This is a genomic window from Streptomyces iconiensis, from assembly GCF_028657195.3.
In the GTDB taxonomy this organism is placed as follows: Bacteria; Actinomycetota; Actinomycetes; order Streptomycetales; family Streptomycetaceae; genus Streptomyces; species Streptomyces iconiensis.
On the sequence record NZ_JANCPR020000004.1, the window covers coordinates 192,691 to 209,320 of the forward strand.

Genomic DNA, 16,630 nt, shown 5'->3' on the forward strand with positions numbered 1-16,630 from the left:
GATGGGTACCAGGGCGGGGCCCGCCTGACACCCCCTGTCCGGCGACCGTACGCGGTGCGCGCCGGGCGGGCCGGTTGTGGCACGGGCGTTGTCTGCCGCCCCTTCCGGCTGCACGATGACGGTGTGCGCAATCCATGGCTGGCGCTCGAAGCGGGAGCTGACCCGGCCGAGCGGGCCGGGCAGGTACGACGCGCCCACGAGGAGTTCCTGACCGGAGGCGCCATCGGCTCCTCCGTACGGGCCGTCGTCGCCGACTCCTGGCGCCGCTGCGCCGGAGCGCACCTCGCGCCCGAGAGCCTCGCCCGCGTCGACCTGGACGACGACGGGCTCGCCGCACACCGCGAGGCACATCCGCTCGCCCGGGTGATGCCCGTCTTCAGGGAACTGCTCGGCACCATCGCCGAGGACGGCGCCCACCTGCTCTCCGTCTGCGACGCGGGCGGCACCATGCTGTGGATCGAGGGCCACCCGCAGGTGCTGCGGCGGGCCGAAGGCATGAACTTCGTGCCCGGTGCCCGCTGGTCCGAGCGGGTCAGCGGCACCAACGCGCCCGGCACGGCGCTCGCACTCGACCACGCCGTGCAGATCTTCGCCGCCGAGCACTACTGCCGGCCCGTACAGCCCTGGACCTGCGCAGCCGCGCCCGTGCACGACCCGCACACCCGGCGCGTCATCGGCGCCGTCGACATCACAGGCGGCGACCACCTCGCGGCGCCGCAGAGCCTCGCCCTCGTCCAGGCGACGGCCCGCGCGGCCGAGGCCCGCCTCGCCGAACTCGGCACCTGTGCGCCGGCGCCCGTGGCGCCAGGGACCGGTTACGTGCTCGATGTGCTCGGCCGCGACGAGGCACTGCTGCACACCCCGTACACCCGCGCGACGGGCCGCCCCGTGCGCCTCGGGCGCCGCCACAGCGAGATCCTGCTGCTGCTCGCCGTGCACCCCGACGGGCTCGCGGGGGAGCGGCTCGGCCGTGAGCTGTACGGCGAGCGCGACGTCAACCCCGTCACCCTGCGGGCCGAACTCTCCCGGCTGCGGCACCTGTTGGGCCCTCTCCTGGAGTCCAGGCCCTACCGGCTGCGCCAGAGCATGCGCACCGACTACGACGCCGTCGGCGAGGCGCTCGCCGCCGGTTCGCCCGACGCCGCGCTCGCGGCCTACACGGGCCCGCCGCTGCCCGGCTCCGACGCACCCGGTGTGCTCAGGCTGCGGCGCCCGCTGGAGAACCGGCTGCGCCGCCGCCTGCTCGCACACGCCGAACCCGCGCTGCTGGAGAGCTGGGTGTGCACCACGTGGGGCGAGGACGACCTGGAGGTGTGGGAGGCACTGCACGGCGTCCGTCCAGGACCCGCCACCGCGGCCCGCGTCCGCGAACTGCGCGGCGCGTACGGCATCGCCGCCGGCGCCCCCTTCGGCGGCAGGGCGGGCGGCCCGGCCGGCGCAACGTATCCGCAACGTAGCGCGCGTTAGCGTCCCGGCACCGCGCCCGCCGACGAGCCGACGGGTCCTCTCAAGGGAGGCACAGCATGAGCCGTTACGCCGCACCGGGTACCGAAGGCGCCCTGATGACGTACCAGCCGCGCTACGACCACTGGATCGGCGGCACCTACGTCGCACCCAAGCAGGGCGGCTACTTCGAGAACCCCACCCCCGTCAACGGACAGCCCTTCACCGAGGTCGCACGCGGCACCGCCGAGGACGTCGAACGCGCCGTCGACGCGGCGCACGAGGCGGCCGGTGCCTGGGGCCGTACGTCACCGGCCGAGCGCGCGCAGATCCTCAACAAGATCGCCGACCGGATGGAGGCGAACCTGGAGGAGCTGGCGGTCGCGGAGACCTGGGAGAACGGCAAGCCCATCCGCGAGTGCCTGGCGGCCGACCTCCCGCTGGCCATCGACCACTTCCGGTACTTCGCCGGTGTCATCCGCGCGCAGGAGGGCTCGCTCTCCCAGATCGACGAGGACACCGTCGCCTACCACCTGCACGAGCCGCTGGGCGTCGTCGCGCAGATCATCCCGTGGAACTTCCCGCTGCTGATGGCCGTCTGGAAGCTGGCGCCCGCGCTGGCGGCCGGCAACTGCGTCGTCCTCAAGCCGGCCGAGCAGACACCGGTCTCCATCCACTACTGGATGAGCCTGATCGCCGACCTGCTGCCGCCAGGGGTCATCAACATCGTCAACGGCTTCGGCGCCGAGGCGGGCAAGCCGCTCGCCAGCAACCCGCGCGTCGCCAAGATCGCCTTCACGGGCGAGACCACGACGGGGCGGCTGATCATGCAGTACGCCTCGGAGAACCTCAAGCCCGTCACCCTGGAACTCGGCGGCAAGAGCCCCAACATCTTCTTCGAGGACGTCTCCGACGACGGGGACGACTTCTACGACAAGGCACTTGAGGGCTTCACGATGTTCGCGCTCAACCAGGGCGAGGTCTGCACCTGCCCCTCGCGCGCCCTCATCCAGCGCAGCCACTACCGCAGCTTCCTCGACGCGGGGATCGAGCGCACCGAGGCCATCGTGCAGGGCCACCCGCTCGACACCGACACCATGGTCGGAGCGCAGGCGTCCAACGACCAGCTGGAGAAGGTCCTCTCCTACCTCGACATCGGCCGGCAGGAGGGAGCACGGGTCCTCTCCGGCGGTACGCGTGCCGAACTGGGCGGCGAACTGGAGGGCGGTTACTACGTACGGCCCACCATCCTGGAGGGCGGCAACCAGATGCGCGTCTTCCAGGAGGAGATCTTCGGCCCCGTCGTCTCCGTCACCGGCTTCACCGACTTCGACGACGCCATGGAGATCGCCAACGACACCCTCTACGGGCTCGGCGCCGGCGTGTGGACCAGGAACGGCACCCGCGCCTACCGCGCGGGCCGCGCCATCCAGGCGGGACGCGTGTGGACCAACTGCTTCCACGCCTACCCCGCGCACGCCGCCTTCGGCGGCTACAAGCAGTCGGGCATCGGCCGCGAGACGCACAAGATGATGCTCGACCACTACCAGCAGACCAAGAACCTGCTGGTGTCGTACTCGGCACAGAAGCTGGGCCTGTTCTAGCCGACCGCACACATACGCCGGGCCGTCCTCATGGACGGCTCGGCGTCCGTGTGCGCCGCCGGCCGCTTGACCGCCGGCCGCTGACCGTACGTCGCGGGTCCGGCGTGACCGTCCCGCAGGACAACCGGCCGCCCGCTGCGGCGGGAGAGGGAGGAAGCATGGGGCAGGAACAACGAGCCCTCAGACGGTCGCGCGCCTGGCGCACCGCCGCCGGTGTCGGCGCGCTGGCACTGGCTCTCGGCGTCACGGCAACCGTTCCGGCCGGCGCTGCCGGGGGAGGCGGCGCCCCGGCGGGGGCACGGAGCGAGAACCGTTCCCTGCGGCTCGCCGCCGGTTATCTGGCCATCGACCTCGACAGCGCCGGAACGGTGGTCGGTCTCCAGGACTCCCGTACCGGCACCGGTCATCTCGCCACCGGCAAGTCGGCCTCCCTGGTGAGCCTCGTCATCGACGGACGGCAGGTTCGGCCCACCCGGGTGGAGCGCCACGGCGCGCTGCTGACCTTCAGCAACAGGCGGGCCGGCTTCGCCATCGACGTGAAGGCGGTCGACCACGGGGCCTACACCACCCTGGAGGCCGTACGGGTCGAGGGGCCGGCCGGAGGCGACGTCCAGACGCTGCTGTGGGGCCCGTTGGCCACGGACATCACCCGGACCGTCGGCGAGTCGGTAGGAGTGGTGCGCGACGACGGCTTCGCGATCGGCCTGCGCCCGCTGACCGACCGTACCGAGGGCGCGTGGCCGCAGGAGTACCAGGACTACGGCTGGGAGCGTGAGGTCGCCGACAACCCGTCCAGGCTGCAGGTCGCCCCGCACGAGGAGTGGAGCGCCGCCGGCCGCACACCGTGGGGCTCGGTCCTGCGCGCCTTCACCTACGACTACACGAAGAAGCGCTCACGCTCGAACCTCAACGGCTACCGCATCCCGGTCGGCCCCCTGCACGGCCCCGAGGGACGGATCACCGGCTCCAAGGTCGCCCTCTTCGGCGCCTCGCCCGAGCTGACCCCCACCGTGCTCTCCGGCATCGCCAGGGGCGAGCACCTGCCCTACCCCACCCAGAACGGCCAGTGGCAGAAGACCGCCCAGGCCAGCAGCCGGTCCTTCCTCGTCCTCAGCGACCTCAGGACCGGCAACATCCCGGACGCCGCCCGCCTCGCGAAGGCGGCCGGAATCGGCTACCTCTACTCGCTGCCCAACTCCTACGGCCCCTGGAAGTCCACAGGACACTACGAGTTCGACGCGAGCCTCGGAGGCGACGACGCGGGCGCTGCGCATGCGGTCGCCCTCGCCAGGGCCAACGGGGTCCGCCTCGGCGTGCACACGCTGTCCGACTTCATCGCCACCGACGACCCCTACGTCGTCCCGGCCCCGGCCGACGACCGGCTCGCCCTCGGCGGCAGCGCCCGGCTCACCCGCCCGCTCGCACGCGGCGACACCACGCTGTACCTCGACTCGGGCGGGCTGCTCGCAGACGGCGTGCACAACCGGGTACTGCGCGTCGGCGACGAGTTCCTCGCGTACGCCTCGGCGCGAAAGACCGGAGACGTCTGGCAGGTCACGGGCCTGCGCCGGGCCCAGTGGGGTTCCGCCGCCGCACCGCACGCCGCCGGTGACCGGACCGCACGGGTCATAGCCAACGGCTACGGCGGCGCCGTCGGCGGAAACGGCATCATCGACGACATCGCCGGCCGGCTGTCCACCGTCTGGAACCGCACCGGCATCATGGCCAACTCCTTCGACGGCGTGGAGTCGGCTTCGGAGTCGGGCTGGGGCTCCTACGGGCAGGCCCGTCTGGTCAACGGCACCTACGCGCGGACGAGGACGAAGGACGGCTTCATCACCGAGACCAGCCGTATGTCCTCCAACACCTGGGACGCGCTGACCCGGGCGAGCTGGGGCGAGGTGGGCGTCACCAGCATGGACCAGGTCTTCCTCAACAACGCGTTCTACAAGGACAACTTCCTTCCGGGGATGCTCGGTTGGATCAGCCTCAAGGCAGCCGACAGCCTGCTGGACGTCGAGGGCAAGATGGCGCGGGGCGCGGGACTCAACGCCGGATCCGGCTTCCAGGCTTCGGTACGCGACCTCGCCGCGGGAGGCGACAAGAGCCTCGGCGTGCTGGACGCCGTCAAGCAGTGGGACGCCGCGCGCAACGTCGGCGCCTTCACCGAGGCGCAGAAGGCCCGCTTCCGCGACCCGTCGACCAACTGGCACCTCACCGCCGTCACCCCCGGCAAGGAGTGGTCGCTCCAGGAACTGGACGCGCGGGGCGAGCCGGTCGGCGCCGCACAGCGGGTGCGGACACCCACACCGGAACTCAGCACCGCTCCTCTGCCGCCCGCACACGCACACGACCTGTACGAAACCAGGGTCACCACCAACACCCCGGCGACCGTGCGCTACGAGGTGATCTCCGGCGCCCTGCCCGAGGGCCTGCGGCTGAACAAGGACACCGGTGGCATCACAGGCAAGCCGCAGCGCCCCACTGCGGCCCGGTTCACCGTCCTGGCCCGGCACACGGACGGCCTGCCGGACGCGCGCGCGAACTACACGATCACCGTGCGCCGTTGAGGCCGTCAGCGCGGCTCAGTTCCGGCGCCGCAGCTCTGCCGAGAGGTGGTGCTGCAACGGCTCGCCGAGCGCGGCGAGGTCGTGGACGAAGGTGAGGGTGCCGTCGTCGGTCAGACCGTAGCGGCGGCGGGTGCCCTCGACCTTCTTGGCCGTCGGTGTGAGGGCCACCTCGTGCGTGGCGAGGTCGACCGTGCAGCCGGCGGTGCCGGTCGCGTGGCCGACCGCGATCTCCGCGATACCGGTGGGCTGAGTGATCAGCGCCTCGACCCGCCCGTCCGGCTGGAGCCGCCACCATCCGCTCTCCCGGGCCGAAGGACGCAGCGGCACTCCCTCGGCGTCCAGCAGCCAGGCGCGTGCCTCGTAGTGGAGGAAGGGGCGGCCGTCGTGACGGAAGGTGACTTCCTGCGCGTAGCTGAAGTCCTCGGCCAGCGTCGGGTATTCACCGCGCCCCCGGCCGTGCCAGGTGCCCAGGAGAGCGATCACGGGCGCGAGCAGCGCATGCGGAGCGGGGGACTCCTCCGCCCCGTGCGCGTCGGGATACGGGTACTCAGCTGCGGGGTCGGACACGGTGTGCGCTCCTGGGTTCGGGGACCGGGGTACGTACGTCGGATGCCGGTGCCTGACGGCACCGGGGCACCAGCCTCGCACCTGGCCAACGCCGGTGGCATGCGCGTACCGTCGGGAGACCCAGAACCTCCCGGCCGGTCACGCGGCCAACACGCTCGTACGGTGCTGAAGGCGAGGGAGCCCTGATGGAACGTGTCGCGCTCACCCCGGAGGCCGAGGACCTGCTGCGCCTCCTGACGGACAAGCACGGACCGCTGATGTTCCACCAGTCGGGCGGCTGCTGCGACGGCAGCAGCCCGATGTGTTACCAGCGCGGCGAGTTCCGTACGGGCGACTCGGACGTGCTGCTGGCCGAACTGGAGGTCGAGGGGGTCAAGGACCCCGTCGGCTTCTGGATGTCCGCGAGCCAGTTCGCCTACTGGAGCCACACCCATCTGACCGTCGACGTCGTCAAGGGCAGGGGAAGCGGCTTCTCGCTGGACGCGCCGGAGGGTGTGCGCTTCCTGATCCGCTCGCGGCTCATGGAGGAGTGACCCGCGGCTCTTGGAGGAGTGAGGGGCGTCAGTCCGCCGCCACGGGACCCGGCCCGTCCTCCAGCACCTCGAAACCGTCCCCCACGCGTACCGTGCCCGTCGTCTCCGGCACCAGCAGCTGGCCGAAGACCAGGTCGTCGCCGAACCTGCGGTGCCGGGCCAGGGTGCGCAGGGGCTCCTTGCCGCGCTCGGCCGTCGCCTGATCGGTGGTCGTCACGACACAGCGGCCACAGGGCTTGGCCACCCGGAAGGCCACCTCGCCGACCCGCACCCTGCGCCAGCCGTCCTCCGCCCACGGGCGGGTGCCCTCCACCACGAGGCTGGGGCGGAACCTGTTCATCGGCAGCGGCCCCTCATCGGCGTGATCGCCCTGCGCGACAAGGGAGTTGAGCGCGTCCAGCGAGGTCGAGGAGACCAGCAGGAACGGCATGGCATCGGCGAACGAGACCGTCTCACCCGGCCGTGCGTACTTCGCCGCGAGGGGGCGCCGGCGCTCCGGCGCGTCCAGGTGCACCAGCCGTGCCTCGGTGCCCAGGTAGGTGGAGAACCACAGGGCCGCCTCGTCGGAGGCGGGAACCGTCTCCACCTCGCTCTTCCAGAACCGCACAACGACCGTGCCGCCGGCCGGGTCCGGTGTCTTGACCTCCAGGGACTCCATACCGGGGGCCGACAGCCGTACGCCGCCGTCGGGCAGCGGCTCGGCGGCTGCCAGCGCGAGGCGGGGCTTGTCCCGCTGCGTCAGCTTGCCGCCGTCCTCACGTGTCACGAGCCATCGCCGGTCACCCGCAGCTCCCCACGGTCGCACCGCCGCCTCCCCGACGGCGGTGCCCGCGAGCGACTTGACCGGATAGACGAACAGCGAGGCCAGTGAAGGTGTCGTCATGCCGCCAATCCTGTCACCGCGCCCCGTCAGTATCCGCGGCCCGGGTACTGGTTGTTGTACTGCTCGTCGTACGGGCCCGGCATCTGGCGCGGCGGCGCGGGGCGGGGTGCGACGGGGCGCATCGCCTGCGTCGGCTGGTGCTGCACCTGCTGCGGATACGGCTGGCCCTGCTGCGGGGCCTGCTGTCCCTGCTGCCCGGGGTGCTGGTACTGCTGCTGTCCCTGCTGCCCGGGATGCGGGTACTGCTGCTGCCCCTGGTCCTGATAGCCGCGTGCCGGCGCGGGCTGCGGAATGTGCGGCGCGGGCGTGTGCTGCAACGGTGCCTGGCCCTGCGGCAGCGCACTCGGCCCCGGCGGCAGCGCGGCGGGCGACTGGTGCATGGCGGGCGCGTGCGTGTGCTGCAGCGGTGCCGGCTGCGGCATCTGCGGCTGCGGCGGGTTGGGCGCCGGGTAGCCGTACGACGGCGCGGGCGCCTGCTGCTGGTGCATCGGCGCCGGAGGCTGCGACTGGTAGGAGGGCGGCGCCTGGTACGACGGCGTCTGGCGCGGGTCGGGCGCCGGCGGCAGCGCGGCGGGCAACGCGGGAAGACCGCCTCCCGTACTCCCCGAGTCGTACATGGACGGCACCCGGATGGGGGCGATCTGCGGCGTCCCGCGCTCGGCGACGAGCAGGTCGTAGATCGGCGTCTCGGGATAGGACGGTGCAGCGTAGTAGCCGCCGCCGTAAGAGCTGCGGGGGGAGGTCATGCTCATAAGTTAAGCCCAAAATTAGCATCGACACTAGAGAGGTACAGAAGGAACGCCCGTCCCACCGGCATCAGTGCAGGCAGGAGCTGGTTTTCGCCCCGCGGACAGCAGGTGCGGCAACGGTGTGCGCGGGGTGTGCGAACGGGGCGAATACCACCCCATGCCGACCATGGTGACGCCCGGTCAGGCATGCGGACATGGCTTGTTCCCGCCTGTCCCGGTTGCGGGCGCGCGAGAGGGGAAGCTGACAGAAGCATAAGCCCACCGATTACCCGGAAGAACGGGCCTGTGCCCGGCGTGTGTTCGGTGGCCTGGGTGCCTAACTCCGGGTCGCGCCAACCGCCTTCGCGCGCCCGCTACGCGCCGCCCGCAGCGCGTGCGGAGCACCGCGGCGCACGGTGCGGCGCTCCCCGGCGAAGCCCGATGGAGTCCGGGGGAATCCGGGGTGCAGGGGGGCATAGGACGGGGCGAGTCGGTGCAATAGGTTGGAGGCGCACCGTACGAGGTGGGAGGCGCAGCACAGGCGCCGAACCGAGCCCGAGGGGGAGTGGCATGACCATGCGCAAGGGAGCCAACGTCCCGGTGTCCGCAGCGGCGGTCCGGATCGAACTCGGCTGGCGATCGGGCCCCGGCGTTCCGGACGTCGACGCTTCCGCGCTGCTCCTGTCCGAAGAGGGCAAGGTGCGCTCCGACGCCGACTTCGTCTTCTACAACCAGCCCCAGCACGCCTCCACAGCCGTACGGCACGAGGGCAAGAACGCGCAGGGCGCCTCCAGCAGCGATGCGCTGACCGTCGACCTCGGCGCTGTGGAGCCCGCCGTCGAACGGATCGTCGTCGCCGCCTCGGCCGACGGCGGCACCTTCGGTCAGGTACCCGGCCTGTACATCCGGCTGGTCGAGGGGACAGCGCCGGGCGGCACCGAGATCGCGCGTTACGAGGCGACCGACGCGGGCGGTGAGACCGCCTTCCTGCTGGGCGAGCTGTACCGCAGGCAGGGCTCGTGGAAGTTCCGCGCCGTCGGGCAGGGTTACGACACCGGACTTTCGGGCCTCGCCACCGACTTCGGCATCAGCGTCGACGAGCCCGCGCCCGCCGCCGCTGCTCAGACCCCTGCGGCCCCGTCCGCGCCCCCGGCCACCGCGAAGCCGGAGCCCGCACAGGCCGCGGCTGCGCCGTCCCAGCCCGTGCGGCTGAGCAAGGTGACGCTCACCAAGGAGGCACCCTCCGTCTCGCTCACCAAACAGGGCGGCACGTCAGGGGCGTTGCGTGTCAACCTCAACTGGACCACCCAGGGCCAGCCGGCCAAGGGCGGCTGGGCGAGCAGGCTCAGCAAGGCCATGGGCTCACTCACCGGTCCCGACCTCGACCTGTGCGCGCTCTACGAACTCACCGACGGGCGCAAGGGCGTCGTCCAGGCGCTCGGCAACTCCTTCGGTTCGCTGGAGCGCCCGCCCTACATCCACCTCGACGGCGACGACCGTACGGGCGCCGTCGAGACCGGCGAGAACCTCACCGTCAACCTCGACCACATCAAGGACGTACGGCGCGTCCTCATCTTCGTGACCATCTATGAGGGCGCACGCAGCTTCGCCGGACTGCACGCCTCGGTCACCCTCCAGCCCCAGCACGGCGCCCCCGTCGACTTCTCGCTGGACGAGTGCACCATCCCCTCGACGGTGTGCGCGCTCGCGCTCCTCACCAACGAGGGCGGCGACCTGATGGTCAGGCGCGAGGCCCGCTATCTCGTCCCGAAGCGCGGCGTCAGCCCGCAGCGCACCGTCGACCAGGAGTACGGCTGGGGCATGCAGTGGACACCGGGCCGCAAGTGACGCGGGCGCCGCACGGGAACACACGTCCCGTGCGGCGTCAGGAGTAGGTGCGGCCCTTCCACGCCGCGCCCCTGCCCCTGTGGTGCTGGACGGCCGAGTCCACGGTCATCGCCAGGTACAGCGCCGCCGTGACCGGCAGCAGCGGGGCCAGCCACAGCGGCTGGCCGTAGTAGCGCAGCATCGGTACGTACGTCAGCGTCATCACCAGCCAGGCCGCGCCACCGGCGGGCGATCCGGCGCAGGCCCACACCGGCGGCACGAGATAGACCAGCGCCAGTCCCAGCACCGTGCCGGCCAGCACCAGCGGGTTGTCGCGCAGTTGCGCGTACGCGCTGCGCGAGACCATCCGCCACAGAGGCCGCAGCCCCGTGTACGGACGCACGCTCGTCACACCCTCGGCCAGGCCGAGCCAGATCCGGCCGCCCGAGCGCTTCACGGCCCGGCCCAGCGTCACATCGTCGATCACCGCGCCCCTGATGCTGTCCGGCAGTCCCGCCCGTACGGCTGCCCCTGTCCGCAGGAGTACACAGCCACCGGCGGCTGCCGCCGTGCGCGCCGAGGGCCTGTTGACCCAGCGGAACGGATACAGCTGGGCGAAGAAGTAGACGAAGGCGGGCACGATCATCCGCTCCCAGCCCGTCGCGACCCGCAGCCGCGCCATCTGCGAGACCAGGTCGAGGCGCGAGGTGAGCGCGGCGCCCACCAGCCGCCGCAGCGAGTCCGGCGCATGCGCGATGTCGGCGTCCGTCAGCAGCAGGAAGTCCGCCTCCGCACCGCCCGTACCGGCCGCGCGCGCCTGCGCGATGCCGTGCCGTACGGCCCACAGCTTGCCCGTCCACCCCGGCTCGGGTTCGCCGGGTGAGAGCACCGTCAACTCCGGCCCGTACGGCCCCAGTTCGGCAAGCTTCCGGGCCAGCTCGCCGGTGCCGTCCGTCGAACCGTCGTCCACGAGCAGGATCTCGGCCCGGCCCGGATAGTCCTGCGCCAGCAGCGACGGCAGGCTCAGCGGCAGCACCTCGGCCTCGTCCCGCGCGGGCACGATCACCGCCACCGAAGGCCACACCTCCGGCTCGTCCAGCGGATCCGGCTCGCGCGGCAGACGTACGTCCGTACGCCAGAAGAAACCCTGCCCCCACAGCAGCCACACCCAGGCGGCCAGCGAGGCGAGCGGAACGGCGGTGGTCCACGTCAGCGCGCTCATCGGCCGCAGTCTGCCGCACCACGCGCACACCACAAGAGCGCGCCGCGCGCCGGGGCCGCCGCCCACGCTGCGCCGCCCCACACGGAACGGGGCCCGTATGCCCGATCGATTACAGTGGCTCTCCGTGAAGATCGCTCTGCTGGACTCCGGAATCGGTCTGCTCCCCGCCGCGGCTGCGGTACGCCGCGCCCGGCCGGACGCCGACCTCGTACTCTCCTGCGACCCCGCGGGGCTGCCCTGGGGGCCACGTACCCCGGACGACATCACAGCCCGCGCGCTGGACTGTGCGCGTGCCGCCGCCGCGCACGGCCCCGTCGCGCTCATCGTCGCCTGCAACACCGCCTCCGTGCACGCGTTGCCCGCGCTCCGTGCGGAGCTGGAGCCCGGGCTGCCTGTCATCGGCACCGTTCCCGCGGTCAAGCCGGCCGCCTCCGCCTCCGAGGGACCGCTCGCCGTCTGGGCCACCCCCGCGACCACCGGCAGCCCCTACCAGCGGCGCCTGATCGAGGAGTTCGGGAACGGCGCCGACATCGCCGAGGTGCCCTGTCACGGGCTCGCCGACGCGGTCGAGAGCGGCGACGAGCGGCGTATCGACGAGGCCGTCGCCGCCGCCGCCGCGCTCACTCCCGGCGACGTCGCCACCGTCGTACTCGGCTGCACCCACTACGAGCTGGTCGGCGAGCGCATCCGCGAGGCCGTGCGCGGCGCCCGCGCCGCCGGCCCCGCCCTGTACGGCTCGGCCGACGCCGTCTGCGCCCAGGCACTGCGCCGCGCGGGCACCACTCCCGAGCCGGACGCCGAGCACACCGGCGGTCTCACCGTGCTGCACAGCGGCAGGCCGGCTGAGCTTCCCGAGGAGGCGTTCGTCTACGCCGAGGGCCGCCTGCTCGCCGAGGCCGCCTCAGCGGCGGCACGCCGCTGACCCCGGGAGCCGTACAACCGAGCCCCCGCCGCTGACCTGGCCTGATGTCGCCGGTCAGCGGGGCGTCCACGCGACGGGCTGCCTCCAGAGGCGGTGCCCGGTACCCTTCCAGACATGAGGGACCATCCCCGTAGTGGCGCGTCACCGCGCGACGGTGACGCCGCTCTCCCCGCTTACGCCCCGCCGCACGCCGACGCCGCCCCGGCCCAGGACGCGGCGCCGCCCCCGCCCACCGAGGTGTGGACGGGCCGTGCCTCCAGCCGTCTCCAGTGGGTGCTCGCCGCCTTCGGCGCCGCCTGCCTGGCGCTCGGTATCGAGCTGGCCGTGGGCGCGGCCTGGTCCGGCGGGCCCGCGCCGCTGGTCATGTCCGTCGTCGGCTGCGTCGCCGCAGGGCTGCTCATCCTCTTCGGCACCCTCGCCTTCGTGAAGGTCAACGTGAAGGTGGAAGGCGACCACCTGGAGGTCCGCTGCGGCCACGCCGGGTTGCCCCGCCGCCGTATCGCGCTGTGCGACGTGGTCGAGGCCGACCATGAGCCGACCGTCACGCCCCGGCACTGGGGCGGCTGGGGCTACCGCTGGCGCCCCGAGAAGGGCACGGCCGTCATCGTGCGCAGCGGCGAGGGCCTTGTGCTGCGCCTCGGCGACGGCCGCGTCTTCACGGTCACGGTCGATGACGCCGAGGCCGCCGTGCGTCACATCCGCGCCCGCCTGACCGGCTCGGGCACGTACGCGGCCAACTGACCCGCCCGCCCGGTGACTTGTTTCCCCGGGGGAGCCGCCCCCGAGGGGCGGGCGGAGGGTGTAGCTGACTGCACCTCCGGCACACGAGTCAGCACGCTCGCCCTTCCGGCCAGGCATTTCTAGCGTTCTCAGGGCCACATCCGGTGACTGAGAGGACGCACGCATGCCAGGGCGGCGTACGACGACCACGGCTTACCCGACGGAGCGGACCGAGCCGACGGAGCCGGCGCTCCCGGCGAGCGCGCTGCGCCTGGACGGGGTGAGCCGTCGGTACCGGGGAGGGAAGTGCGCTCTCGACCGGGTCGGCCTGACGTTGCCGCACGGGCGCTTCGTCGCCGTCATGGGCCGCTCCGGGTCGGGCAAGTCCACGATGCTCGCCTGCGCCGCCGGGCTGGACCGGCCCACCGAAGGGACCGTGACCCTCGCGGGCACCGACCTGTCCGTGCTCGACGAACCGGCGCGCACCCGGCTGCGCCGCGACCGTGTCGGCTTCGTCTTCCAGGACCTGAACCTCGTCCCCTCGCTGAGCGTGCTGGAGAACGTGGCACTGCCGCTGCTCCTCGCGCAGGACGCCGGGCGCGCGAGGAAGGCCGGGGACGCGAGGAAGGCGGGGGACGCGAGGAAGGCGGGGCGCGCCCGGAAGGCCGGGGGCCCGGTCCTGACCGGGGGCGTCAGCGGTACGGCGGCGTTCGAGCGTGCGCACGCGGCGCTCGGCCAGGTCGGGTTGTCCGACCGTGCCGGTGAGCCGCCCGCGCGGCTCTCGGGTGGCCAGCGTCAGCGCGTGGCGGTCGCACGTGCCCTGGTCACGGCGCCCGAGGTGATCCTCGCCGACGAGCCGACCGGCGCTCTCGACCCCGTCACCGCACATGAGGTGCTCCGGCTTCTGCGCCACGTCGCCGACACGGCGGGGCACGCCGTCCTCATCGTCACCCACGACCCGGTGGCGGCCTCCTGGGCCGACGAGACGCTGTTCCTCACCCGGGGCCGTGTCACCGCCTGCGTGGAGCGGCCCTCGGCCGCCGAGGTGCGCCGGGAGCTGGCCCTGTGACGACCTCCGTACAGCTGCTCGCGGCACGCTCGGCCCGGTACCACCGTGCCGCCTGGTCCGCCGTCCTCGCGGGGCTCGCGCTGACCTCGCTGCTGCTCGGAGCGCTCGCCATGGCCCTCGTCTCGACGGGGCTCGGCCACCCCCGGGTCGAGGCGCGGGCCGCCGCTCACGTGGTGGTGGCGGGCGACCAGAGCACCCGGTTCACGGCCACGCCCTGGGGCAGCAAGCCCCGCACCGCGCATGCCGCGCTCACCGAACGGGTGCGCGTGCCGCGCGCCGCGCTCCGGGTGGTACGGGGCGTCGCGGGCGTACGGGCCGCCGTGCCCGACGACACGTTCCCTGTCGGCGCGCACAAGGGCACTCAGCTCACCGGGCGCTCCTGGGACGCCGCGGCGCTGGCCCCGTACAAGCTGCGCGAGGGCAGGGCGCCCCGGCACGCGGGCGAGGTCGTCGTGGGCGCGGCACTGGACATACGCCCGGGCCGGCCGCTCGCCGGCCGGCGGGTCGTGGGTGTCGCCGAAGGGACGGGCACGGTCTGGTTCACCGCTGCCGAGGCTCGCGGCCTCGCGGGCCACCCCCGTTCCGTCGACGCCATCGGTGTCCTCGCCGAACCCGGCGTCCCCGCCGCGACGCTGCACGGCCGCATCCGGCACGCGCTCGACGGCGCGGGGCTCCGCGACACCAGCGCCTCGCGGCGCGCCACGGGCGACCCGGCCGCGCTGCGGGTGCTCACGGGGGACGGGCGCGGCGCCGCCGAAGACCTGACGGCCGCGCCCGCGCGCACCACGCTGCTGGAGCTGATGGGCTCGGTCTCCGCCGCTGTCGTCCTTGTCGCGCTGCTCGTCGTCGGCTCCCTGACGGCCCAGGCACTGCACCAGCGCGAGCCGGAGCTGCGGCTGCTGCGCGGTGTGGGCGCCACACCGCGTCAACTGCGCGCCGCCGTCGGCCGCGAGGTGACGCGCACGGCCGTACGCGCCGCGCTGTACGGGTCCGTGGCCGCCGTGCCCGCCTTCCTCGCGCTGTGGGCCTGGCTACGCGCCCGTGGCGCCGTCCCGGAAGCGCTCGAACTGCCCACACCGGTTTGGCTGTTCACGGTGCCTGTCGTCACGGGTGCCCTCGTCGTGGGCGCGGCCAGGCTCGCGGCGCTGCTCGCCTGTTTCCGTACGGCAGGGGAGCGGCCGGCGCACGCGTCCGCGACGGCGGGAAGGACGGCGGGAAGGGGCCGCCGGGCGGCGGGGCTCGTCCTGCTGGCGGCCGGAACCGGTTCCGCGGGTACGGCAGCGGCCCAGCGCGGGGACGCCGCCGCGGCTGCGGCGGGCGCAGCCGCGCTCACGCTCGTCCTCGGCTGCGCGCTCCTGGGGCCCTGGATCGCGGCCGGGGCCATGCGGCTCCTGGCGGCGCCGCTGCGGCGGCTGTGCGGCGCCGGCGGGTGGCTGGCCGCTGCCAACGGCACCGCGTACTCGCGGCGTCTCGGTGCGGCGATCACGCCCGTCGTCCTGGTCACCGCCTTCGTCACCGTGCAGCTCTCGGCGGGCGCCACACTCAGCGCGCACGCCGGGGACCAGGCGGCGCGCGCACAGCGGGCCACTCTGACGGTCACGGCGCCCGGTGGGCTGACCGACGCAGTGCTCGACCGCGTCCGCGCTGTGCCCGGTGTCACGGCGGCGGCCGGGGTGCGCGACGGCACCGTTGTCCTCGCGCGCAAGGAGGCGGGCGAGCCCCGCCTCGAACGGTTGCCGGTGCGCGGGGTCACGCGTGAAGGGCTCACCCGGGCCCTCGACCCCGCCGTACGCCAGGGCAGCCTCGCCAGGCTGCGCCCCGGCACCGTCGCGGTCGGCGCCGATCGCGCCAGGGCACAGGGCCTCGCCCCGGGCTCGACCGCACGGCTCCGCTTCGGGGACGGCGCCGAACGCCCGCTGAAGGTCGTCGCCGTCTACGAACGCTCCCTCGCACTCGGCGACTTCCTCCTGGACCGGCACCAACTGGCCCGCCACAGCGACAGGTTGGCAACCGGCCACGCCCTCGTCGCCACCGCGCACGGAACGCCGGGGCACGGGGCCACGGCGCGGATACGGGCCGTGCTGCGTGAGGTGGCGCCCGGCGCCCGGCTCACCCCGGCCCGTCCCCTCGGCACGCCCCGCGCCGAGGGCGAGGCGGCCGGCCAGGCGCTCACGGTCGCGGCCGTCGTCGCCATCGGTGGGCTCGCCGCGCTCACCGTCCTCAGTACGCTGCGCCTCGTCATGGCGGGCCGCCGCGGCGAGTTCGCGCTGCTGCACGGGGTCGGGGCCGCGCGTGGCCAGCTCCGGCGCATGCTCGGCGCCGAGGCCGCCGTCATCGCCCTCAGCGGGCTCGCCCTGGGCGCAGCCGCAGCGGCCCTGCCCCTGCTCGCCCTCAGCTACGCGAGCGCCCATGCCCTCCCGCGTCTGCCGCCGGCGCAGGCGCCGGCGATCGTCACCGGGGTGGTGCTGATCACGGCGGCCGGCACGCTGCTCCCGGCGCGTACCGCGCTACGGACGCCACGGGCCGCCGCGTGAGGGGCCGT

Annotated in this window: 13 protein-coding genes; 9 read left to right on the top strand and 4 right to left on the bottom strand. The window is 73.5% G+C overall.

Annotation, left to right across the window (positions count from 1 at the left end; genetic code table 11):
- Nucleotides 1-123: 123 nt before the first annotated feature.
- From NMN56_RS05360 to NMN56_RS05370, 3 genes are all read left to right on the top strand, one after another.
- Nucleotides 124-1,467: a helix-turn-helix domain-containing protein gene (locus tag NMN56_RS05360; protein WP_274039211.1), complete on the top strand. Its 1,344-nt coding sequence runs from the start codon at nucleotides 124-126 to the stop codon at nucleotides 1,465-1,467.
- Between the two features lie 56 nt (nucleotides 1,468-1,523).
- Entirely contained in the window at nucleotides 1,524-3,047 is a 1,524-nt protein-coding gene (exaC, locus tag NMN56_RS05365) for an acetaldehyde dehydrogenase ExaC (RefSeq protein ID WP_274039212.1), read from the top strand.
- 158 nt (nucleotides 3,048-3,205) lie between these two features.
- Nucleotides 3,206-5,617 carry an Ig domain-containing protein gene (locus NMN56_RS05370; RefSeq protein ID WP_274039213.1) on the top strand — a complete coding sequence of 804 codons (2,412 nt, stop codon included), beginning with the start codon at nucleotides 3,206-3,208 and terminating at the stop codon, nucleotides 5,615-5,617.
- A gap of 15 nt (nucleotides 5,618-5,632) precedes the next feature.
- On the opposite strand, the gene NMN56_RS05375 is transcribed toward NMN56_RS05370, so the two are convergent.
- Nucleotides 5,633-6,184, bottom strand: coding sequence for a heme-binding beta-barrel domain-containing protein (locus NMN56_RS05375; RefSeq protein ID WP_274039214.1), 552 nt, complete (start codon nucleotides 6,182-6,184; stop codon nucleotides 5,633-5,635).
- A 185-nt stretch (nucleotides 6,185-6,369) separates the two neighbouring features.
- On the opposite strand from NMN56_RS05375, the gene NMN56_RS05380 reads away from it, so the two are divergent.
- Nucleotides 6,370-6,717, top strand: coding sequence for a DUF779 domain-containing protein (locus NMN56_RS05380; protein WP_274039215.1), 348 nt, complete (start codon nucleotides 6,370-6,372; stop codon nucleotides 6,715-6,717).
- 28 nt (nucleotides 6,718-6,745) lie between these two features.
- On the opposite strand, the gene NMN56_RS05385 is transcribed toward NMN56_RS05380, so the two are convergent.
- Nucleotides 6,746-7,600, bottom strand: a complete 855-nt coding sequence (locus NMN56_RS05385) for an MOSC domain-containing protein (protein WP_274039216.1) — start codon at nucleotides 7,598-7,600, stop codon at nucleotides 6,746-6,748.
- A gap of 26 nt (nucleotides 7,601-7,626) precedes the next feature.
- Nucleotides 7,627-8,346 (bottom strand): DUF6643 family protein, encoded by a 720-nt coding sequence (locus NMN56_RS05390; RefSeq protein ID WP_274039217.1) that lies wholly within the window; start codon nucleotides 8,344-8,346, stop codon nucleotides 7,627-7,629.
- Between the two features lie 552 nt (nucleotides 8,347-8,898).
- Here NMN56_RS05390 and NMN56_RS05395 point away from each other — a divergent pair.
- Nucleotides 8,899-10,176: a TerD family protein gene (locus NMN56_RS05395; protein WP_274039218.1), complete on the top strand. Its 1,278-nt coding sequence runs from the start codon at nucleotides 8,899-8,901 to the stop codon at nucleotides 10,174-10,176.
- Nucleotides 10,177-10,213: 37 nt separating this feature from the next.
- Here NMN56_RS05395 and NMN56_RS05400 read toward each other — a convergent pair whose 3' ends face one another.
- Complete coding sequence (locus NMN56_RS05400; RefSeq protein ID WP_274039219.1) at nucleotides 10,214-11,377, bottom strand: glycosyltransferase; 1,164 nt, start codon at nucleotides 11,375-11,377, stop codon at nucleotides 10,214-10,216.
- 124 nt (nucleotides 11,378-11,501) lie between these two features.
- Here NMN56_RS05400 and NMN56_RS05405 point away from each other — a divergent pair, with 124 nt between their 5' ends.
- The 4 genes from NMN56_RS05405 (at nucleotide 11,502) to NMN56_RS05420 (ending at nucleotide 16,622) form a co-directional block, all read left to right on the top strand.
- Nucleotides 11,502-12,299, top strand: a complete 798-nt coding sequence (locus NMN56_RS05405; protein ID WP_280842600.1) for a glutamate racemase — start codon at nucleotides 11,502-11,504, stop codon at nucleotides 12,297-12,299.
- Between the two features lie 114 nt (nucleotides 12,300-12,413).
- Nucleotides 12,414-13,040: a hypothetical protein gene (locus tag NMN56_RS05410; RefSeq protein WP_274039221.1), complete on the top strand. Its 627-nt coding sequence runs from the start codon at nucleotides 12,414-12,416 to the stop codon at nucleotides 13,038-13,040.
- Between the two features lie 163 nt (nucleotides 13,041-13,203).
- The gene (locus NMN56_RS05415; protein ID WP_274039222.1) at nucleotides 13,204-14,088 is read left to right on the top strand and encodes an ABC transporter ATP-binding protein; all 885 of its coding nucleotides are present in this window, start codon (nucleotides 13,204-13,206) and stop codon (nucleotides 14,086-14,088) included.
- A complete protein-coding gene (locus NMN56_RS05420) occupies nucleotides 14,085-16,622 on the top strand; it encodes an FtsX-like permease family protein (protein WP_274039223.1) in 2,538 nt (845 codons plus the stop codon). The genes NMN56_RS05415 and NMN56_RS05420 overlap by 4 nt, the downstream gene beginning before the upstream one ends.
- Nucleotides 16,623-16,630: the final 8 nt, after the last annotated feature.